23 protein-coding genes are annotated in these 20,631 nt (G+C 61.8%); 2 read left to right on the top strand and 21 right to left on the bottom strand.

What is annotated here, in order from left to right; genetic code table 11:
* Positions 1 to 56: 56 nt before the first annotated feature.
* Positions 57 to 1,376, bottom strand: coding sequence for an Nramp family divalent metal transporter (locus ACIPIZ_RS14890; protein WP_401165879.1), 1,320 nt, complete (start codon positions 1,374 to 1,376; stop codon positions 57 to 59).
* Between the two features lie 72 nt (positions 1,377 to 1,448).
* A complete protein-coding gene (locus ACIPIZ_RS14885; protein WP_401165877.1) occupies positions 1,449 to 1,985 on the bottom strand; it encodes a chalcone isomerase family protein in 537 nt (178 codons plus the stop codon).
* Between the two features lie 145 nt (positions 1,986 to 2,130).
* Between ACIPIZ_RS14885 and ACIPIZ_RS14880 the strand changes: the two genes are divergently transcribed.
* On the top strand, positions 2,131 to 2,907 hold the full coding sequence (locus ACIPIZ_RS14880; RefSeq protein ID WP_064392648.1) for a hypothetical protein: 777 nt from the start codon (positions 2,131 to 2,133) through the stop codon (positions 2,905 to 2,907).
* A gap of 80 nt (positions 2,908 to 2,987) precedes the next feature.
* A complete protein-coding gene (locus ACIPIZ_RS14875) occupies positions 2,988 to 3,551 on the top strand; it encodes a hypothetical protein (protein WP_105709021.1) in 564 nt (187 codons plus the stop codon).
* Here ACIPIZ_RS14875 and ACIPIZ_RS14870 read toward each other — a convergent pair.
* The 19 genes from ACIPIZ_RS14870 to ACIPIZ_RS14780 form a co-directional block, all read right to left on the bottom strand.
* Complete coding sequence (locus ACIPIZ_RS14870; RefSeq protein ID WP_105709022.1) at positions 3,541 to 4,257, bottom strand: alpha/beta hydrolase; 717 nt, start codon at positions 4,255 to 4,257, stop codon at positions 3,541 to 3,543. The two genes, ACIPIZ_RS14875 and ACIPIZ_RS14870, sit on opposite strands and share 11 nt — an antisense overlap.
* A gap of 848 nt (positions 4,258 to 5,105) precedes the next feature.
* Entirely contained in the window at positions 5,106 to 5,966 is an 861-nt protein-coding gene (locus ACIPIZ_RS14865; RefSeq protein ID WP_064392643.1) for a CsgG/HfaB family protein, read from the bottom strand.
* 28 nt (positions 5,967 to 5,994) lie between these two features.
* A complete protein-coding gene (locus ACIPIZ_RS14860; protein WP_064392641.1) occupies positions 5,995 to 6,426 on the bottom strand; it encodes a curli assembly protein CsgF in 432 nt (143 codons plus the stop codon).
* Entirely contained in the window at positions 6,423 to 6,815 is a 393-nt protein-coding gene (gene csgE / locus ACIPIZ_RS14855) for a curli production assembly/transport protein CsgE (RefSeq protein WP_064392640.1), read from the bottom strand. The genes ACIPIZ_RS14860 and csgE overlap by 4 nt, the downstream gene beginning before the upstream one ends.
* Positions 6,812 to 7,363, bottom strand: coding sequence for a type II secretion system protein (locus ACIPIZ_RS14850; RefSeq protein WP_401165873.1), 552 nt, complete (start codon positions 7,361 to 7,363; stop codon positions 6,812 to 6,814). The genes csgE and ACIPIZ_RS14850 overlap by 4 nt, the downstream gene beginning before the upstream one ends.
* Positions 7,338 to 7,712 carry a type II secretion system protein gene (locus tag ACIPIZ_RS14845; protein WP_064392635.1) on the bottom strand — a complete coding sequence of 125 codons (375 nt, stop codon included), beginning with the start codon at positions 7,710 to 7,712 and terminating at the stop codon, positions 7,338 to 7,340. The genes ACIPIZ_RS14850 and ACIPIZ_RS14845 overlap by 26 nt, the downstream gene beginning before the upstream one ends.
* Positions 7,713 to 7,717: 5 nt before the next feature.
* Positions 7,718 to 8,191 (bottom strand): type II secretion system protein, encoded by a 474-nt coding sequence (locus tag ACIPIZ_RS14840; RefSeq protein ID WP_007919393.1) that lies wholly within the window; start codon positions 8,189 to 8,191, stop codon positions 7,718 to 7,720.
* Positions 8,192 to 8,193: 2 nt separating this feature from the next.
* Positions 8,194 to 10,041, bottom strand: a complete 1,848-nt coding sequence (locus ACIPIZ_RS14835) for a secretin N-terminal domain-containing protein (protein WP_401165871.1) — start codon at positions 10,039 to 10,041, stop codon at positions 8,194 to 8,196.
* A complete protein-coding gene (locus ACIPIZ_RS14830) occupies positions 10,038 to 10,550 on the bottom strand; it encodes a hypothetical protein (RefSeq protein WP_105709026.1) in 513 nt (170 codons plus the stop codon). Before ACIPIZ_RS14830 ends, ACIPIZ_RS14835 begins: the two co-directional genes overlap by 4 nt.
* Positions 10,550 to 11,098: a GspMb/PilO family protein gene (locus ACIPIZ_RS14825; protein ID WP_105709027.1), complete on the bottom strand. Its 549-nt coding sequence runs from the start codon at positions 11,096 to 11,098 to the stop codon at positions 10,550 to 10,552. Before ACIPIZ_RS14825 ends, ACIPIZ_RS14830 begins: the two co-directional genes overlap by 1 nt.
* Positions 11,085 to 11,630, bottom strand: coding sequence for a PilN domain-containing protein (locus ACIPIZ_RS14820; protein WP_122853942.1), 546 nt, complete (start codon positions 11,628 to 11,630; stop codon positions 11,085 to 11,087). Before ACIPIZ_RS14820 ends, ACIPIZ_RS14825 begins: the two co-directional genes overlap by 14 nt.
* Before the next feature lies 1 nt (position 11,631).
* Complete coding sequence (locus tag ACIPIZ_RS14815; protein WP_122853941.1) at positions 11,632 to 12,435, bottom strand: hypothetical protein; 804 nt, start codon at positions 12,433 to 12,435, stop codon at positions 11,632 to 11,634.
* Positions 12,416 to 14,122 (bottom strand): GspE/PulE family protein, encoded by a 1,707-nt coding sequence (locus ACIPIZ_RS14810; protein ID WP_253482769.1) that lies wholly within the window; start codon positions 14,120 to 14,122, stop codon positions 12,416 to 12,418. The genes ACIPIZ_RS14815 and ACIPIZ_RS14810 overlap by 20 nt, the downstream gene beginning before the upstream one ends.
* A gap of 81 nt (positions 14,123 to 14,203) precedes the next feature.
* A complete protein-coding gene (locus tag ACIPIZ_RS14805; protein ID WP_105709030.1) occupies positions 14,204 to 14,734 on the bottom strand; it encodes a response regulator in 531 nt (176 codons plus the stop codon).
* Positions 14,735 to 14,953: 219 nt separating this feature from the next.
* Positions 14,954 to 15,715: a SurA N-terminal domain-containing protein gene (locus tag ACIPIZ_RS14800; RefSeq protein WP_105709031.1), complete on the bottom strand. Its 762-nt coding sequence runs from the start codon at positions 15,713 to 15,715 to the stop codon at positions 14,954 to 14,956.
* 15 nt (positions 15,716 to 15,730) lie between these two features.
* Positions 15,731 to 17,281, bottom strand: a complete 1,551-nt coding sequence (locus ACIPIZ_RS14795) for an ABC transporter substrate-binding protein (RefSeq protein ID WP_401165867.1) — start codon at positions 17,279 to 17,281, stop codon at positions 15,731 to 15,733.
* A gap of 9 nt (positions 17,282 to 17,290) precedes the next feature.
* Complete coding sequence (locus tag ACIPIZ_RS14790; RefSeq protein WP_105709033.1) at positions 17,291 to 17,911, bottom strand: SCO family protein; 621 nt, start codon at positions 17,909 to 17,911, stop codon at positions 17,291 to 17,293.
* Positions 17,908 to 18,558, bottom strand: coding sequence for an SCO family protein (locus tag ACIPIZ_RS14785; protein ID WP_064392614.1), 651 nt, complete (start codon positions 18,556 to 18,558; stop codon positions 17,908 to 17,910). The genes ACIPIZ_RS14790 and ACIPIZ_RS14785 overlap by 4 nt, the downstream gene beginning before the upstream one ends.
* Before the next feature lie 14 nt (positions 18,559 to 18,572).
* Entirely contained in the window at positions 18,573 to 20,495 is a 1,923-nt protein-coding gene (locus ACIPIZ_RS14780; protein ID WP_401165864.1) for a YncE family protein, read from the bottom strand.
* Between the last annotated feature and the right edge of the window lie 136 nt (positions 20,496 to 20,631).

Here is a 20,631-nt window from a genome sequence, read left to right as displayed (position 1 = left end):
CGATCCTGTAGGAGTGAGCCTGCTCGCGATAGGGCCAGCCCAGACACCGCAAAAACTCAGCCAGCCAATTGCAAAATCAACCAGGCATTCGCCCCACTGATCACCACAAACAACCCCCACGCCAACACCCGCGTCGGCCAGCGATTCACGAACGGCCCCATCAGCTTGTGGTCATTGGTCATGCGAATCAGCGGGTACAACGCAAACGGCAGCTGCAAACTCAACACCACCTGGCTCAGCACCAGCAACTTGCCCACCGCGTTATCGCCCATCAGCCACACGCCGATGAACGCCGGAATCAGCGCCAGCCCACGGGTGATCAGGCGCCGCTGCCAGCACGGAATCCGCAGGTTGAGATAACCCTCCATGATCACCTGGCCGGCGATGGTGCCGGTGAAGGTTGAACTCTGCCCCGAAGCGAGCAACGCCACGCCGAACAGCACGCTGGCCAATGCCCCGCCGACCAGCGGATCAAGCAAGTGATAGGCGTCCTGGATATCGACTACGTCGGTATGCCCCGACTGATGAAACGCCGCTGCCGCGAGAATCAGGATCGCCGCGTTGACCAGCAGCGCCAACGCCAGCGAACCGATGGTGTCGATGCGCGCGAGTTTCACCGCGTCCTGCTTGCTGGCCAGATCCTTGCCGATCATGCGCGTCTGCACAATCGAGGTGTGCAGGTAGAGGTTATGCGGCATCACCGTCGCGCCGAGAATGCCGATGGCCAGGTACAACGGCGCGGCATCGCTGATCGCCGACAACGAGGGTTTGAAGCCGCTGAACACGTCCGGCCAATACGGCTTGATCAGCACCAGTTCAACGAAGAAACACACGCCGATGGTGGCGACCAGCACCAGCATGATTGCCTCCAGTCGGCGGAAGCCCCGGTTCTGCAGAGCCAGCACCAGTAACGTGTCGAACGCCGTCAGGGCAATGCCGAAGGTCAGCGAGCAACCGAGCAACAAGTGAAACGCCAGCGCACAGCCGAGTACTTCGGCAAGGTCGGTGGCAATGATCGAGATCTCCGCCAACACCCACTGCAAACGTGCGGTCGGCGTGCTGTAGCGCTCGCGCGACAGTTGCGCCAGATCGCGCCCAGTGGCGATGCCCAGGCGCGAACACAGGCATTGCACGACCATGCCCGCCAGACTCGCCAGCAACACCACGAACAACAGGCTGTAGCCAAATCGCGAACCGGCCTCGATGGCGGTTGCCCAGTTGCCCGGGTCCATGTAGCCGATCGACACCAGCAATCCTGGGCCGGCGAAACGCAGCACCCGTTTGAAGAACGAGGCTTTCGGATCCACCGCGACGCTGCCGGCCACTTCCGGCGGGCAAAACGGCGCGGTGGCGATTTTGGGCAAACTGAATTTCACGCACACATCCTGAAACAAGTCGGAAAGATGCAGCTTAGACGTTTCAGTTGCTGCCTTGAAGCGCAAAAGAATCTATCGACTGACACCCAACAACTGCTCACGCAACTCGGGACTGCGCGTACGCGGATCCAGCCAGATATCGAAGAACGCCCGGGCAAACTGCGGATCATCGATTTCATGCTGCAACTGCTGACCGACAAAAAACCGCGCGCCCTGACCTGGCAGATACACCCCGGTAATCCGCGTGCCGGCCTGCACATCAATGAACGATTGCTGCATCTGGATCTGCCAGCCGGCCAATTGCACAGGGCTGACATTGGCGCCGCCCAAACGCCTGATTTCGTCGACGCTGGCCTTGACCAGATCCTCGCGGGAGATGCTGCGGCGGTAGATCAGCTCCAGGGCAAACGGCTGACCGTCAGCCAAAGGCCGGGCGGCGCTCCACAACCGGGCGTTGTACACATCGAATCCGAATACGCTGAAATCGCCGGTGCCGATGATCTGCGCACCTGGCACCGCGTCTTGCCAGTTGGCCCAGGTCGGTGTCAGCAACAACGCCCACAAACCGATGCCACAACAACCTCGTAACACTTTTGGCGCGCTGTTCATGGCGTATCGACTCCAGCAAGCTCTGATAGTCAGAGCATAGTCGGCTATTGAAATGCGGATGTTGTATACAAAATACGCACACATTTGCAGCAATCTCTGATCGGCAGTGCTAACGTGGCCGTCACCACCTGACGGAGCCCCCTGCGTGCTGATCCTCAAACTGCTGTTGATTCCCGGTTTTCTGCTGCTGATTTCCCTCGCGGGCAAGCGTTGGGGGCCAAGCGTGGCCGGGTGGCTGTCCGGGTTGCCGGTGGTGGTCGGGCCGATTCTGTTTTTCCTCGCCATTGAGCAGGGGCCGGCGTTTGCCGCTCACTCAGCGGTGGCGGCGTTATCGGCGATGTTCGCGATGATTGCCTTCTGCATCACCTATGCGCAGGTCGCACAGCGCGCGAACTGGCCGTGGGCGCTGACGATTTCGCTGGCGGTCTGGGGCGTACTGGCGTTGCTGTTGTCGCTCGTTCCCGCGTCTTTGCCGTTCTCTGTGGCGGCGGCCGCGATTGCTCTGCTTTCGTCGCCTTACCTGTTTCCTAAGGTACAGCCAGTGCTCAACGGCCCGGCGCCGAAGTCGGACAAACTGATCTGGCGGATGATCGCCGGCGCCGCGCTGACGCTGGTGGTGACGATGCTGGCCAGTACCGTCGGCGAGCGCTGGAGCGGTCTGCTCGCGGTGTTCCCGGTGCTCGGCAGCGTGATGGCGGTGTTTTCCCAGCAAACCCGTGGCCCGGCGTTTACTGCCGTGCTGTTACGGGCAACCGCGACGGGGATGTATTCGTTTTCGGCGTTCTGCCTGGTGGCGGCATTGACCTTGCCCACCCTGGGACTGAGCGGATTCGCGGTCGGCGTGGCGGTCTCCGTGGCCATGCTCGGCGTGACCCGCCAATTGCTGGTCCGGCCGGTGGCGAAACAGCAGCAGGCACAGTAACCCTGACGAACCGCGCTGGAGTGACAGCACGCTGCGTGGGATGATCGCCCACCTAGCGCGTCCATCCCTCGGAGATTCGAATGTCATTGTTGAGCAAGAAAGCCGTCATCGTGTTGCTGGCGGCCGTCGCCGGTCTCGGCGCCATCAACGCTCAGGCGGCCAAAGCCAAGGAAAAAGCCACGACCGAGCAAGTCTCGCTGCTCGGCGGCAAGTTCACTTTCACTCTGCCTAAAGGCTTCGTGGCTGATCCGTTACCGGCCAGCCCCGGCGGCGCCACCGGCACGATGTACACCAACGAGTCCACCAAAACCGTGGTCATCGCCGCCGAAAACCAGATTCCTGAAGGCCAGAACGTCAAGGACAATGACGGCGAATTTCTCGACGGCAGCGTCTCGAGCTTCATCGAAGACCAACGCAAAGCCTTGCCGGATTTCAACAAGCTCACGGAGAAAAGTCTGACCCAGAAAGGCACCGGCCTCGGTTTGCGTCAAGTCGACAGCACCGCCACCCAAGGCGGCGGCCAGACCCTCAACACCACGCTGCTGGCCGGCTCCGGCACGAAAATGGCGCTGGTTCAGGTGATCTCCCGCGCCAGCGACAAGAAAGGTCACGATGCCCTGGTAAAAACCATCCTCAAGGATTGAGCTGCTGCAACCAGCCATTCAAATCCCGCAGTTCGGCCGCAGTGATGCTGTGGCCGACACCTGGATAGGCATGGAATTGCGGTGTGTAAGCCAGCTTCTCCAGCAACGCCTTGGCCTCGGTACCGTCGTGGTACGGCACGCGATCATCGGCGGTACCATGGCCGATGAAGATGTTCAACGGCAACGGTTGTTGCTCGGCCTTGAGCTGGCCTTTCAACACGGGCAACAAACGCCCGCTCAACGCCGCGATGCCGCCCACGGCCAGCGGCGGTCGCAGCCCCACTTCGTAGGTCATCATCGCGCCCTGGCTGAAGCCGATCAGGTACACCTTGTCCGGACTGGCGTGATATTTCTTCGCGGCTTGCGCAATGAAGTCGCGCAGCTTCTGCCCGCTGGCCTTTAAATCATCCGTCTCACCGTTGTAAGCGCCCTCACCCTTCTTGCGAAACCACTGATAGCGATCCTCGCCCAACGACAGCGGCGCCTGCACCGACAAGTAGTTGTACTGCGCCGGGAGCTGGAACTTCATCCCGATCAGATCCGCTTCGTTACTGCCGTAGCCGTGCAGGAAAATCACCAACGGACGCGGCTCCGCGTCCGGATGAACCTGCTCGAGGTACTTCAATGGGAGATCGGATTGCAGCGTGGTTTGCGCCTGGACGGCGCTGGACACCAGCAGCGTCAGTAGAGCGAACACCTTCAACATAAGCCTTCCTTCACAGAATGCAGGGATTGGGGGGAGCCTAACATTCCAGGGTGGAGATCCAAATGTTTGGGGAAGTTGGGGTCGTCATTGCTGGCGGGCCAGCACCCACCGAGAAAGGTATACATGCGAGGGATTGGTTGGCTGTCACACCGCCTTTCGCGAGCAAGCTTTGCTCCTACAAACGCAAGACCAAAAGATCGCAGCCTCCGGCAGCTCCTACAAATTCGCGGCGCAGCCGCCCCACTAGCAGGATGAGCGCAAGCTCGGCTGCAGCTCTTGATCTTGATCCACGAGCGACGTCGGCAGGCTGAGCGCAGGGATTGATCCGGGGGTGGGAGCGCAGCGACCGTTTGGCGCAGCCAAACACAGCGAGAGGAGGTGCAGCGAAGCAAACCGTAGGCGCTGCGCCCGGATCGATCCCGGAGCGAAGGAACCCCGAGCCTCAGCGAGCGGGCCGAACGTAGGAGCAAGCGTTTTTGGTTACTTTTGACTGGGCCGGCATTCCGGGCGTTTGTCAAAAGTGACCCGCCGTAAGGGCGGAACCCTAAGCAGCCGTTGCCGCAGGAATGGATATGTACTCCGTCAGAAAGAACCCCACCGCCTGATAAAACACCTTCGCGAGCAGGCTCGCTCCCACAATTGGAACTGGGTACATCTGCCAGAGATTGGTCGGCAATAAGGCCGCCATCGCTGGCAAGCCAGCCACCACAAGGATTTTGGTACATCCGCAATAGCAACTGTGTCTGAGAGATAGCTATCGCGAGCAGGCTCACTCCTACAGGTTTAAACCGGTTTCGACCGAGAGAGCCTGGTCGGCTATCAGGCCGCCAAGCTCAACAGCAAAAACCTCACTCAGCATCCGGATCAATCTTGTTCTGGGTCAAATACCGATTCAACACATCATCCTGCCCAGGCACAGAACTGTCCCCCGCCACCTGCCACAGATGCCGCTCAATCCCCTGCGCCACCATATGCCCCACCGCCGCCTCAATCGCCGACAGAACACAAAGCTGCGCCGGCTCGTTCGTGGTGTACCCAACCTCAGCCTCAAGCAACTTCTTGAACTCGATGAACTTGAAAATCCCCGCGCTGCGCGCCACCGAATAAATCGTCTTGCTGGTCATCACATTCGCCAGCACCTGCCCACTGCGCACATCCACCGCACGCAAGTTGACGGTCACCTGATCCACCCGATACTCACGCTGCAAATCAATCCCCAGATACCGCGCCCCTTCCCCACCGCTGCGCACATTGGTGTCATAGGCGATGATCCCGCCTTCGAGCATCATGTTCGCCGCCTGCAACGGTGGCAGCTCGCCCTGAATATTCACCGGCGTATTCGGCTTCTTCTGCGAGGCGCGAATGATCTTGCGTTCGGTCAACAGGTTCTGCAGCCCTTCCCGCTCCAGCACGACAAACCAGCCACTGGCCTGCATCGCGTCCATCAGCATCGACGCCGCGCCTTGGGTCACGCTGGTGGAAAACGAACTCGCCGGCGTCGGCTTGTACTGCCCGGTCTGGTCACGGAAGCCGTACACCACCGCCATCAACCGGCCCTTGGGTCGCGGCATCTTCAGCAAGTCGTAATAAGTCGAAGCCCTGGGGGTCAGGGTCGGGGTTTCGGTGTCCTGCTCGGCCGACATCGGCTCACGCAGACTGCACCCTTGTAATGTCGCCAACAGCAGCCCTAACGCGATGATCTTTTTCATGTCCGTTCTCCCCGGAACCGTCAGCCCGTCATGGGTTGAGGCCGTTCACCTGAATTTCCGAAACCTCACCGCTCGCTCGATCGGTCACTTCAATGCTCAGTGCCCCGGAGTCGTCGATGACGTTGACGATAAAAGAGTCGGTGGACAGGCTCCCCGTGTTGCCGGTGGAGATGTTGTCCAGCAACTGCCCTAGCAGCCGCGATTGCAATTGACTGGTGAAGCGCTCCAGTGCCGATGTCCCGGCCACCGCCGAACGGCTCTGGATGTCCGGGTCGTCGTGATCGTTTTGTGCCTGGGCGTTGTTGAGCAGCCAGGTGCCGTTCAACGGGTTGCCGCCGAACGACGGGTTGACCGGCGTGTAGACCAGTTCAGTGGCCTGGACAGCGGCAGCGCTGGCGAGCCCGATCAACAACCCCGAGATCCAGAATCCGCTGCGCCGTGAGAACGTTGTGCTGTTCATAGTTCGTCCTTCTCAAGGTCGGTGGTGTCCTGCAACAGAGCCTCCAGCTTGCGCTGGACAACCTGGCGTCGAACCCAGTCGGCGGCCGCGTAGGCCTCGTCCTTCAGTTCCACGGTATTCGGCGGCAGGAAGCGCCGATAAACCAGGCGTTGCTGATATTCCACGGTCACCAGGCTGCCCCAGCGCGCGTCGGGCCGCTCGCGCACCACCAGGTTGAAATCCATCGGGCTGGTGTCGCGCAGGCGTTCACTGAACGAGTAGTAAAAGTCGTGGCCGATGTGCGAGATCGTGTCATCGACGATGAAGCCCATCATTTCGTCTTCTTCACCGCCATGGGCGCAGCACGCCGCCACGGTGAGAATCAGCGCGCACCACCAGTGGCGAGTCATGGCTGCAACGCCTGGGGCAAATTCGACTGGCCTTTGGCCGGGCCCCCGCTACTAGTGCTAGTGCCGTCGAGAAAGGCCTTTTCTGCCACGAACTGCCAGTCCGAATAACGCTGCATGCCGTCGAAATCCGACCACTGCGTCGGGAAGTCCGCCTGCTTCAACGGCAGCTCGGTCGAGGGACTGTTGAGGCCGGTGATGCGGCCATCGAAACCGCGTTGCAGTGCCCACTCGCCCTGACCGATCGGGTCTGGATAGAGCTGCCGCAGATGATGTTTCGCCTCTGGAAAGCGCTGATCTTCAAGCAGGTCTGCCAACTCTTTCGGGTACTGCGCCAGCCCCGGCGAACTGCGGTAGTAGCTGCGCAGCGCCTGGGCGTATTGGGTGCCGACCCAGAGCAATTGGCGCTCACGGTCGCGGCGCGAAGCGGTCGACCACAACTCGCCGGCACTGGCCAGGCCCATGCCCATCACCGCAATCAGGAACAGCACGCCCAGATAGGTGAAACCACCCTGCTGCGCGCGGTTACCACTCGGAATACTGGCTGCCATCACGCGCCCTCCCGGTAGCACCGCTTTTGATGTCGGCCACGCCGCCCGCCACACCGTCCGGTGGTGCGATCAGCACCCACTGGTCTTTGCGCTCGGTGATCGGATCGAGTGGCGCGTTGCGCAAGTAACGCTGTTCGATCAGTTGCTCGATTGAATCCGGATAGCGCCCGGTGTCACCGTAAAAGTGATCCAGCGCCTCGCGCATCGCCGACAGGCTCTGGCGCAAGGTGGTTTCCTTCGACGCATCAAGGCTGTTGAAGTAGCGCGGCAGTGCGATGGTCATCAGCGTGGCGATGATCGCCATCACCACCATCAGCTCCAGCAAGGTAAAACCTTTTTCCCGGCGCATGAGGTTCACCACTCGCGGTAGGCGATGCCGTTGAGGCCCTTGCCCCGGGCGTGGGAATAGACGTCGAAAACGTCCTCGCCATCGCGCGGGTTCTGAGCCGAACTGTTGTAGGCGCGCACGCCCCAACCCCCTTCGTCATCACGTTTGGCCGGCACCAGCGGATCGCGCGGGATGCGGCGTAAAAAGTAGAACTTGGCGCCCTTTGCGCTGCGCACATCGCGCACGCCTTCGACCAGTACTTGCAGGTTCGGCGGGTAGCCGCTGCTGTTCAGCGACTTCTCGATGTAACCGGCATCGAACGCGCGTTTGTAGGCGTCGATGCCATCGCGAATCTGGTACAGCGCGTTGCGCAATTCCTGCTCCTTGCCACGCCGCACCAGGGTCTCGGTCAGCGGCGCGGCCATGCTCGCCAACAGGCCGATCAGGGCCAGCGTCACCACGACTTCGATCAGGCTGAAACCGCGTTGGCAGGCGTTCATGATCAAGGCTTCTCGACACTGACGCGGGTGGTGGCCACGGCCGATTCACCGACTGCACGCGGCTGCGCGGCAGGCGCCGGCATCACGTAGCTCTGCGAACGATCCGGTGCCTGGATGTGCATGCTGGTTTCGGTGCCGGTGGAGAACTCCATGTCCGACGGGCTCTGATACGGCAGGTTGCGCACGATCCGTGGCGTGATCGACAGCACCAGTTCCGATTTGCCGACGGTGTCCTTGTTGCTGCCGAACAGCCGGCCAATGCCAGGAATATCGCCGAGACCCGGAATCTTGTTGCCGGTGGCGCCGTGATCGTTGCGCATCAGGCCGGCGAGGATCTGCGTTTCGCCGTCGTGCAGGCGCAGCGAGGTTTGCGCGTTGCGGGTGTCGACCTGCACCGGAATCGTGCCCTGGCGGGTCGGTTCCAGCGGCGTGGCGTTACTCACTTCGAGAGCAATCTTGATCGCCACTTCGTTGTTCAGGTGCACGGTCGGTTGCACTTCGAGCTTCAGACCGACGTCCAGATAAGTGACGCTCTCAGTGATCACCGGGCCTTGCGTCGACGGCACCGAAGTGGCGCTGATGATCGGTACGCGCTGACCGATGTGGATGCGTGCCTGCTCGCGATTGCTCACACGAATCACCGGGCTGGCGAGTGTGTTGATGTCATTGTCCTGAGCGTTGATTTTGGCTTGCGGCGACGGCGAGATCGAAATCCGGCTGGAATTGATGCCTTTCAGTTGATCAAGCAGGGTCACCGCCGAACCGTCGCTGTTGACCACGCCGAAGGTGTTCGGCCATTGCAGGCCAAGGTCGAGGATGCGCTGGGTGGCGACTTCCATCACTTCAACTTCAAGCACCACTTCCGGGTTGGACTGGTCTTGCGATTGCAGGAGTTTCTCGGCCATGCGCACGGCGTCTTCGGTGTCGCGCATGGTCAGGGTGTTGAGGCGTTCGTCGACGAACACGTCGCGGGTCTTGAGCATGGTCTTGACCATGTTCAGCGCGGTGTTGGCGTCGATGCTGGTCAGGTAGAACGTGCGCATCACCAGTTCCTGGTAATCCTTCACTTTCTGCGGTGAGTCCGGGTAGATCAGCAAGGTGTTTTCGTTCACCACTTTCTGGTGCAGCTGGTTCTGTTGCAGCAGCAGGGTCACGGCGTCTTCGATGCGCACGTCACGCACGAAGATCGTCGCTTTCATGTCCGGGCGCAGGTCTTTGTCGAAGATGAAGTTCAGTCCGGCGACCTGCGACAGCACTTCGAAAATGGTCTTCAGGTTGGCGTCGCGAAACTCCAGGGTCACTGGCCGATCAAGCTTGGTGCGCAGTTGCGGATAGGCAATCACGTTGCGGCTCTGCACCAGACGAATGTTGCCTTGCAGCTCCAGTGCGCCCTCGTTGTTCGGGTCGAGTTCGAGGATCTGTTTGACCTGGCGATCAGCGCCGTAGATGTCGCCACGACGCAGGTCGCCACGGGCCAATTCGAGTTTCTCGTCCATGCTGCGCAGGTAATCCATCTGCTTCAGGGCATCCTGGGCGCGGCGGTTGTTCGGCTCGATGGTCAGCGCGCGGTTGTAGGCCACCCGCGCCGAAGCGAAGTCGCGGCGCGAGCGGTCAGTGTCGCCGGTCGTCAGCAACGCCGTGATCGCCTTGGCCCGACCGCTGTTGAGCAGCAAGTGCAGCTCGGTGTCCCGTGGGTTTTCGCGCAGGCCTTCTTCGATTCGGGCCAGCCCCGCCTCGTACTGACCCTGTTCAATCAGGTCGGCGGCTTCCTTGTTGGCCACTTGTGCGGAACTGCACGCGGCCAGCCCGGCACACAGGCCCAGGCTCATCAGCAAACGGCAACGGTTCATTGCGTACTCCCCACAGACAGGGTCTGCGACAAATGCAAGGGCAGGTAGACCAGGCTCAATTCCACATCGGAAATGCCGGTGATCTTCCAGGTGTCGTCGATCACATCCCCGTTGCGCACGACGTAGATCTTTTCGCCGTTCTGCAAAAACACTTGCAGGTCGCTGCGGTCATGCAGCCTGCCGACGAACTGAAACGGCACCGGTGGCAGGCTCGGGGCTTGCACCACTGTTGCTGGATTGATGGCCATTTCGGTGACCGTGGCCAGAATTGGCGCGGCCTTCCAGGATTTGGCCGCGAACAGGTCGCCGGCCGGGCTCAGGTCCTTGATCGGCGCATCCTTGGCCTTGGCGGTGCTGGCCGGCAGCGCGCCCCGGGTTTTCCCCGGCGTAGCGACAGCCACTTCGTGCGAATCGGCGTCTTCGCTTGGCGAGAAATATTCCGGCAACCACGCCAGCGCGGCCGCTACGCCGAAGAACGCCAACCACCCTGTCACGCGCTTGGTATTCATCACGACCTCGACAGGTAAAGGGTCATACGGATCCGGCCATTGAGGTCGGTGTCGCCAATCTTCTTGCGTTGCAACTCGAGGTCTTCCACCACCACCGCTGGCAACTGACCGAGCAAGGCGTGCAGAAATCGGCGCAGTTGCGGGTAGCTGCCGCGCACTGGCAACAGGATCTGATAACGCGCCAGATGGGTTTTCGGATCGACGCCGAGTGCATATTCGCCGCGTGCCAGAGTGATGTGCTCCTGGGCTGCGAGAGCGTAGATGCGGTCGATGGCGACGGTGGCTTGCGGCTGCGCCGGCAGTTTGTTGCGGAAATCGTCGAGCTGACGTTGTGGCACCACCGGCGGCGCGATGCTGCCGTCTTCAACCTTGGCCAGGTATGCGGTGGCTTCCTGAGTCTGTTGGCTGAGGTGCTGCAACGATTGCCAGCCCGGCAACAAACTGCCGAGTGCCCAAGCCACGGCGACCAGCAGCAGCGCCAGCCCGGCGAGGCCCGGAATGCCGACGCCTTGCAGGTATTCGTGGACGATCAGTCTAGGGATTCGCATCGCCAATCTCCCAAGTCGCCGACAGGTTGAATTGCACCGGTTGTTCCGGCGATTTGACGACGATTTCGTGGCTCAGCAGCGACACGTCGGACAGTTCGTCGCTGGCTTCCAGCCGTTTGTGGAAGTCGAGCATCGCTTGCAGATCCCGCGCTTCGGCGCTGATGCGGACCTGGCCTTTGCGCGCATCCGGGGTCAGGGTCAGCAGCGCGACGTCATCGCGCGGCATCGCTTCGAGCATGGCGAACAGGCGCTCCCACGGCCGGCGCAGTTGCTGCGAGACCTTGCGCATTTCGGCGAGGTTTGCCGCTTGCTCGCGGGTTTCCGCCGGGCTCAGGGTGGACTTGGCGCCGCTGTCACCGTTGAGCTGACGCTGGGTGGTTTGCAGGTGGCCTTGTTGCTGTTCGGTGTGCGCGTCGAGGTGCTGTTGCACGCCGAAGCACAGCAGCGCCAGCAGCACGCCGGCGCCGAGCAGGCTCCAACCCAATGGGCCCGAACGTGGCCGTGGCTGAAAGTCGAGATTGAGCGCGCGCATGTCAGGCCACCGCCCGGGACATGACGTACAAGCCGTCACGCACGTTCATCGAGGCGTCTTCAAGGGTGCGCAGTTGCACACCCGCCACGTCCGGATGCGCATCGAGGCGCGCCGGGGCATGCAGATAAACATTGAACGCGCGTTCGCTGGTCGAGGCTTGCAGCTGGCGTTCGCGACCGATCAGGGCATTCAACGCGGCATCGCTGTCGCTGCCACCGACCGAGCGCACACCGGCCCAGCGCCCTTCCCTCACCAGCAACAACACGCTGCGTTGCGGCTCGGCGACGACGAACAGAAAGTCGCCGGCATCCAGACTTTTGTCGAAGCGGTTGAACGCCGCCATCAGGTACGGTTGCACCGAGCGCAGGCGCAAACCGCGAGCGCTGACCAGTGTGCGCAAGCGTTCGAGCAAGTCTTGCGGCAAGGCGCTGGCAATGCGGTCGTAACCGGCCGGTTCAGCGGACAGCACCAGACTCCACGGCTGGGTCGGCGCGCCAAACAGGTCTTCGAAACACAGTTGGGCAAAGCCGCGCAGTTCCTCAGGGCTGCTGATCTGCGCGCTCCACGGCACCAGGCAGAAGCGGCTGAAGTGCCCGGAGATGACCACACTCAATTCGGCCCCGGCGCGGGCGTGTTCACCGAGCAGGCGGTCGAGGGTGTCCAGCGCCACCGCGTAGCTCTGGAAGCCTTCGTCGATGTAACCGACGCTGCCCAGCCACAGGGTCTCGCTGCCACGCCGCTGCCCCAGGCCAACACCGCTGGCGCCGAGCACGGCGACAAAACGCTCACGCGATAAAAGTGACACGATTGATCTCCTCCAGCGTGGTGCGACCTTGTTCCACCAGCTCCAGCGCCGACTCGCGCAACAGGCGCAAACCACGGGCGCAGGCCAGGGCTTTGATTTGGGTGATCGGTTGGCGCTCGACGATCATCTGACGCAGTTCGTCGTCGAGGTGCAGCAACTCGGCAATCGCCGTGCGCCCGCGATAACCGCTGCCCCGGCAGTGGCCGCAGCCTTTGCCGTGGACGAAGTGGTAGTGATCGACTTTCTGCGGATCGAGGCCCGAGGCGCGCAGTTCTTCATCGCTCGGGTTGACCGGCGCGCTGCAACTGGCGCACACCAAACGAATCAAGCGCTGGGCGAGAATCGCGTTGAGCGCCGAGACCAGGCTGTACGGGTCGATTTCCATTTGGGTGAAGCGGCCGATCACGTCGAAAACGTTGTTGGCGTGGATGGTGGTGAACACCAGGTGACCGGTGAGCGCCGATTGCACGGCGATCTGTGCGGTGTCCGGGTCGCGGATTTCGCCGACCATGATTTTGTCCGGGTCGTGGCGCAGGATCGAGCGCAAGCCGCGGGCGAAGGTCAGGCCTTTTTTCTCGTTGACCGGGATTTGCAGCACGCCCGGCAATTGATACTCGACCGGGTCTTCGATGGTGATGATCTTGTCCACGCCGTGGTTGATCTCGGTGATCATCGCGTACAGCGTGGTGGTCTTGCCGCTGCCGGTCGGGCCGGTGACCAGGACCATGCCGTAGGGCTCGGCGGCGAGGCGGCGCAACTGGCGCAGGGTTTCGTCTTCAAAGCCCAGCGCCTGCAATTGCACACCGCAGACCTTGTCGGCCAGATCCTGTTTGTCGAGCACCCGCAGCACGGCGTCTTCGCCAAAGATGCTCGGCATGATCGACACGCGGAAGTCGATCTGCCGGCCACTGATGCCGATCTTGAAGCGACCGTCCTGCGGCACGCGTTTTTCGCCGATGTCCAGTTCAGCCATGACCTTGACCCGCGAGATCACCTGCTCGGAGAACTCCGCACCTTGGACTTTGCTGATGTTGTTGAGCACGCCGTCGATGCGATATTTGATCACCAGACCGTTGCCGGTGGTGCCGAGGTGGATGTCGCTGGCATGCATTTTCAGCGCGTCGTAGAGGGTCGAGTTGACCAGTTTCACCACGCTGCTGGCGTCTTCGCTGATGCTGGTCAGCGACAGGCTTTGCAGGGTGTCGATTTCGCTGTGGGTGTCGCCTTGGGCGTTGAGCGATTCGACGGCGTGGAAGCTTTCTTCGTGGCGGGCCAGATAGGCTTTCAGGTCATCGGCGTGCACCAGATACAGCGGCGCGCCGTGCAGGCAATCGTCGATCCAGGCCAGACGCGCCGGGTCGAAGGGGTCGGCAAACACGCCGATGACTTCGTCGTTGTGGCGCAGCAGGATGAATTCACGTTTCAGGCATTGTGCGAGGGTGACGCGGTCGAACACCGGCGTCGCGGCAAACAGGCTGTCGGTGTCGAGCACCGGGTAATGCAGGGTCGCGCCGAGGGTGTGAATGAACGGCATCGGCGCCAGTTCACAGAGGACGCCGAGGGCTTCGAGAACACGTTCGCCGGAAGTGGCGGCCCGCGCCCGGGCCTGGGCAAGCTGTTCACTGGAAAAGCGTTCTGGCGCGCTTTCGGCCAACAGCGGTTCGACGACAACGGACAGACGTTCCATGGCTTGCTCTCCAACCGGGGCTTAGAGCCCTGTCGGCGCGGCAAACCTTGGCGGCAAAAGCCGGAACGTCTGATCGCGCCATTACTCCCCGGTGAGCATTTGATCGTCGTCCGGCGCCATGGATTGCGACTGCCGTCGCCGATCCGCCAACACCCAACTGCCATCGTACAACTGCAACGGGAAGCTCTCGGTCCTGCTCTGGCGTCGTTCGACAAAGCCTTCTGAAGGGCTCGCACCGGGTTTCGCTTCGCGCTTGATGCCAAGAAGGTCGCAGACAGCTCGGGCCAGTTCCGCCAATGGAAACGGTTTGAACAGGATGTGGCTGACTTCCAGTTGCCGCGCCCGCTCACAGACTTCAGCGGTCGGGTGACCCGTTATCAGCACAAAATGGCACGTCCTGTTCTGGCGGACCGCGTCGAGCACCTCAAAGCCTTCCATATCGGGCAAGCGGTAATCGAACACCAGCACGTCGGGGGCAAACGTTTCGGCCAAGCCGATCGCCGTCGCTCCGTCATGTGCAATCCGGACGTCCAGCCCCTGCGCCAACAGATAATCCTGAAGGTTCTGTGCAAGCAGCTGTTCGTCTTCGACAACCAGTACTTTGTTAACCAAGGTCGACTCCTTGAAACAGCAGGTCCGATGACCCCGCCCTGAGAGTGCGCCTTACCATCGGTAACGCACACTTCATGCCAGGCTGAGTGCCGGTAATTTTACGTCTTCATGTCCTTGAAATTAATGACAATGCCCGCTCGTCCCGGTACCCCGTTCCCCAGAAACGGGGAAGCACCTGAATGGGCATCGAAGCCATTCCCCACTATTGGGGGGGAACCTTCAGTCGTCGTCAATTCGTTCGATCCTGTTCTGCACCCGTAATTGCGCGAGCACTTGGCGACGAGCCTGGGTCTGTTGCTGTCGGGCGAGCTGTGCCCTGACTGTATCCAGCCCCTGCGAATCTGGGACATCGGCGGCCTCCAAGTGGTTCTGCAAATAAATCACATGCCAGCCGAACGGTGAACGCACGGGTTGGCTGGCGAATGTCGCCCCGCTGATGATCGAGGCGCGCATTTGCAACAAGCGTAGACGCGCTGCCGCGACTGTGGCTGCATCCGCTTGTGCGGGCACACGGATTATCAGGTGCCGGGGTTGCAAGGTATTGGCGCGGATCAGCTCGGCGAATGTCTGCTGCGCCGCCAGTTCGCGGCGGGTGTATTCGGTGAAAGACGCCTCGTCGAAACCGGCGTCCTGCAAGCGCCGGACGAATTTATCCGTGCCGCCGATAGCGCTGCGGGTTTGCTCGACTTGCGCAAGCACCGCTTGCTCGTCGATCTGCACCCCGCGTTTTTGCGACTCCTGCCACAGCAGTTCCTTGTCGATCAGCGTTTGCAGCGCCGCCTGGCGCAGCTGTTTGTAGGCCTTGGGATTGCGAATGCTCGCCACCGCGCGGCCCTGATCCTCAAGGTATTCGACGAAGAAGCGCTCAAAACGAAACCCGGAGATTTCTTCGCCATTGACCCGCGCCACGGCCGGTTCGTTATTGGCCCACGTCAACGGGAGCCAACAGGTCAGCAACAAGATCAGCATTCTGAGCTTCATGATCGGGCCCTCCGTTCAGGGGCTGGCAACAATCGGTTTATAGGGGGCGACCAGATAGAAGCGCTGATCGGGCAAATCCACGGTGACCACGTGCGCGCCACTCAGGCCCAGACGTCGGCCGGGCCCGAAACTCAGGCGCGGAGTCAGGCCGGTGTCGAAGTCGTGCAGGCCTTCCAGCGCCGTCACCAGTTTTTCGCGGCTGGCGTCGCGGCCGGCCTGTTTCATGCCCTCGCTGAGCAGCAACATCGAGGCGTAGGCGCCGACTTGCAGCACCGCGTGCTGGGCGCCGAGACCCTGACCTTCGCGCAACAGCGTCAGGGCCATGCGCCCGGTCTGGGTCCAGTCGCTGGGCACGAACGGATAGGCGAGAAACACGCGCCGCGAGAACCCCTCCGGCACTTGCAGCAACTCACCAGCAACCTGGCTCGAAGCGGCGAACAGGTATGGCACCTGCCCGGCGTCTTGCAGGCGTGTGGCCAGACGCCCGAAACCACCACCATTGCCCAGATAAAACACCGAGCGCGAACCCAGTGGCAAAGCCTCTGCTGCCGGGTCGTAGGCTTGCAGATGGACTTTCTGCCAGCCGTGATCCTGCAAGTATTCAGCGAGCGTGGTCGCCGCTTGCGCTTGCAACGGGTCATCGGGATAAGCAATCAGCGTCGGCCCTTGCAGCACGCGCAGGCTGGCCGTGGCGTAATCGGCCAGCGCGATCAGTTGCTCGCGCAAGCCCGGCAACGGCTCGAAAATCTGCGGACTGGCCTGCATCGAGCCGAGCGACGACAAGGCGCCAATCAGCGGTACGCCGGACTGTTCCAAGCGGCTCGCCAGTTCGCCGTCGAGGGCCGGCGCCAGCGGTGCTACCAACGCAAAAACCTGTTCCTGCTCGATCAACCGCTGTAAGGCTTGTTCGGCACTGGCGCGATCCGGGCCGGGATCAACCACGGTCAGACGCAACTGCCGTCCATGAATGCCTCCGGCGTGATTGATCCGCGCCACGCTGCCGTTAAGTATTGCTGCGATGGTCATGCCCTCTTCCGCCAGCGGGCCCTGACTGGGCAACAACGTGCCCAGGTGCAAGGTCTCGGCATCGAGGCCGGGGTCGCGTTCGTCGGCCAGGCGTTTGAGGTACGCGGTGAGGTTGCGCTGATCCTTCATCGACAGCACAAAGCGCGGCATGCTCGGGTCGAGGCGATTGTCACCAGGGTCGCGGCCCTGCTCGATGACGGTGGCCAGACTGCTCTCGGTGTACGCCGGATAGCTGCGACCGTTGACCTGTCGCTGGCCGTAAGTGCTGGTCAGTCGCGCCCAGTTCAGCGGCGGCGGACGTACCCCGCCTTCGGGCCGACCGAGGCCATCGGCGCCGTGGCAATTGGCGCACGGCAAGCTGGTCGCTGGCAGTAACACGTCCGCCGCACCGACCCGCGCCATGATCGCTTCGCCGCTGGCGGAAAGGCCTTGGCGGTACAGGCGCTTGCCCGCCGCCTCTTCCGGGGTCAGCGGCGCAGCGCTCGCGCCAAGGCTGACGCCAGCGAGCAGGATCAGGGCGAGTACGCCGCTCAGGTTCATGGCGCGGGCTCAGCGGCCGGCCACGGGCATTGTCAGCAACTGCAAGCGCTGGGCAATGGCGGCAGCCGGGGCGTCGGGGCGGATTTTGCTCCAGCGTTTATTGGCGACATCGCCGACGATCAACTGCGTGGAGTGCTGCTCGGGCGTCGGCACGATCTGGCCGATACGGCTCAGCACCAAGTCCATCTGCGCTTTGTCGCCAGTAAGAAAAAGCCAATGAGGGTCATCGGAACCCTGCTTCAAGGTGTAAGCCTTGAGCACCGCCGGCGTGTCGCGCAACGGGTCACTGGTAAGGGAAATGAAGGTGATGTCCTGTGCCTTGTCACCGAGCAGCTCGCGGACTTCCTTGAGCTTTTGGGTGATCAGCGGACAGGCATCGTTGCAACTGGTGAAGATCACGTTGAGCAGAACGATGCGGTTTTGCAGGGCATCGCTGTAGAAGCGCAGGGTCTCGCCGTTCTGATCCTGCAACGGCGTGTCGGTGAACCAGGTTTTCGCGTCGTGGGTGCCTTTGGCCGGGGCGGCGGCCACAGCGGCTTGCGGCTCAGAGACGTGGCCTTCGTGGGCAAACGCCACGGTGCTGAAGATCCAGAAACATACGGTCAGGGAGATCCAGTCGAGCAGTCTCATGGCTGTTGCTCCATGGCGATGGCGGTGTGTTTGGCGTGAGTGCGCAGGCCACTGAGTTTCTCGACTTCCTTGGCCAGCAGCGCCGGGTCAGTGAAGCCGTAGTAGCGCATCCAGTGGCGGCTGTCGCCGTCGCCGACGAGGATCAGCGGTTGATGACTTTTCAGGTCGCCACTGAAACTGCCAAGGCCCTTGAGGGTTTCATTGATCGACTGCGGCGAACCGGTCAGCCAGCTCCAGCCCGGCCCGCGCTGAAACGCGCGCGCATAATCCTGCAAGCGTTTCGGGTCATCGCGTTGCGGGTCGATGCTGATCGAGACCAGTTGCACTTCATCGCCGACGCGCGCGCCGAGCTGTTTCTGCACCTTGCCCATGATCGACGAGACCACCGGGCACACCGTGGTGCAACTGGTGTAGATAAAGCTCATGACGACAATTTTGCCCTGCACCAGGTCTTGTTCCAGGCGCACGGTTTTACCGTTTTGATCGAGCAGCGGCACGTTGGCGAATTTCACCTGGGCGTGTTCCTGAGTGCTGCTGGCGGGGGCTTTGTGTCCGGCGTGTTCGTCGGCCGAATGAGCGTGGACTTGTTGAATGCCGAGGCTCAACAGGCACAGGGTCAGCAGGCCAGTGGATGCAAATCGCTTCATGTCGAAACTCCTCTTCAACGGGCCTGGCCGGGGGCTACCCGAACACTGGCAAAGGTCTTGTCATCGAAACCGGCACCCAACGAGGCGGCGCGCACGTGCAGGTACCAGGCGCCGCTGCGGTCGAGGGTGATTGGCGCTTCGTATACGCCGTCAGCGACTTCCAGCGCCGCCACTTGACGGGGGTGCGAAGTGGGCGCGAGGTAATAGCGCAACTGCACGTCTTTCACCCCGCTGCGCTGGGCTTTGTCTTTGCCTTGCACGATGCGGAATCGCACGACGTAGGGGTCGTTGAGCGCAACGGCCGTCTTGTCGAGAAGGAACTCGACTTTCGGCTGGCCGAGGTGTTTTTGCTGTTGGCCGTCGCTATCAATCTGCGCGGTGAAGCAGTGAATGATGTTCGGTTGATTGAGCAGGAACGCCACGTCGAAACGCCCCGCTGCCGGCAGTTTCACCCGCGCGCTGTAGAGGCCCGGCGAGACCTCGCGCAGGCTGCGGTCGATGACCATGGCGGCGCGGGCGATCTGGCCACGGTTGGGGTAACCGGACATCGGCGCGTTCATGCCTTCGGCGTAGAAGTAGGTGGTGTTGTCGACCGGGTTGACCACGAACACTGCGTTGTCGTCGCGCGACACCGCCAGGCTTGAGGCCAGTGGCAAATCCCCGGCCAGGCGCGGCGCTTGCGGGCCGGCTTCGAAGCCCTGGCTGATCGGCTGGCGACCTTCGCCGAGGGAGGACAGGTTGATCATGGTGACTTTTGGCGAGGCGAGTCCGCGGATGTAGGCGTAGGCCTGGGTGAACACCACTTGGTAGGGTTCGGCGCTGACGTCCAGATCATGGATTGCTGTGTTGGTCGCAGCGTCAATGACGCTGGCGCGGTTTTCCACGGTGTTCAGTACCACGCCAAAGCGGCCATCGGCGCTGAAGCCCATCGGGCCGAGGCCTTGTTGCAGTTTGATCACCCGGCGAATGGCATGGGTGCTGGCATCGATCACGGTGACGGTGCCGTCCTTGCCATCGGCCACATACACCGCGCCGGACAGCGCAGAATAGGCGACTGACAATGGGTGGGAGCCGGTTTTGATCTGCTCGACGATGGTCAGGCTGGCGATGTCGATCACGCTTAACGTGCCGTCGTCGCGGTTGCTGACGAAGGCGAAGCGGCTGTCTTTGCTGAAGGTGATTTCGTGGTGGCCGCGACCGGTCTGTAAATGTTTGAGGGATTTGAGGCTTTGGGCGTCGATCACTGTGACGCCGGAGTCTTCGGTTTTGCTCGCGTTGTTGCCGACCCAGAGCAGGCGTTCATCGGGTTGCAGCGCCACGCGCACCGGTTGACTGCCGGCCTTGACCGAATCGAGAACCTTGAATTGTTCGCTGTCGATGACGGCCACTTCGCCCGCTGTCGGCATCGAGACGAACACGCGTTTGTTGTCTGTGGGAGTGACCCAATCCATCGGCGGTTGTTTGAGTTCGATCCGCGCGAGGGTGCTGGTAATGCCGCCGACCGAGACCGATGGATCGACCACGGCGATGCTCGCGTCGCGGTTCATCACCAGCAGGAAATAGCTGTTCAGATCCAACAATGGCCGCGCGCCGATGTTGGACTTGAGGAACACGCCGACCCGGGCTTTGCAGCTCTGGTCACGGCCCTGGGCCTGGTCAGCGGCGAGGGCTTGCGGATCGACCCAGGCACCCGGCGCCACCCCGGACAGCGGCTGGCCTGAGGCGCTGTCAGTGACGCGGAACTGCACATCGGCGAACTCGCCTTCACGCAGTTTGCCGTCAGCGGCCAGCGGCTTAAGGTTGAAATCCACCGCCACGCCGTCGCGGTTCAGCGTCTGCCCGATGCCGGTTTGTGCCAGCGCAACCTCGCTCAGCGTCAACAACGCCCCGGCCATGGCCAGCGAGCAAATACCGATGATGTTGATGATCCTGTTCATCTCGCACTCCCCAAACGCTACCTGACAAAACACCGACCCTGTAGGAGTGAGCCTGCTCGCGAAGGCGTCTTCAGCTGCAGCCTTGAAACCGAGTAGCTCCATTCGCGAGCAGGCTCGCTCCCACAAGGGATTTGCA

It is taken from the genome of Pseudomonas sp. NPDC087690, from assembly GCF_044743175.1.
Taxonomy (GTDB): domain Bacteria; phylum Pseudomonadota; class Gammaproteobacteria; order Pseudomonadales; family Pseudomonadaceae; genus Aquipseudomonas.
The sequence above is the reverse complement of the archived record's forward strand: the minus strand, read 5'-3'. Positions and strand labels throughout refer to the sequence as shown.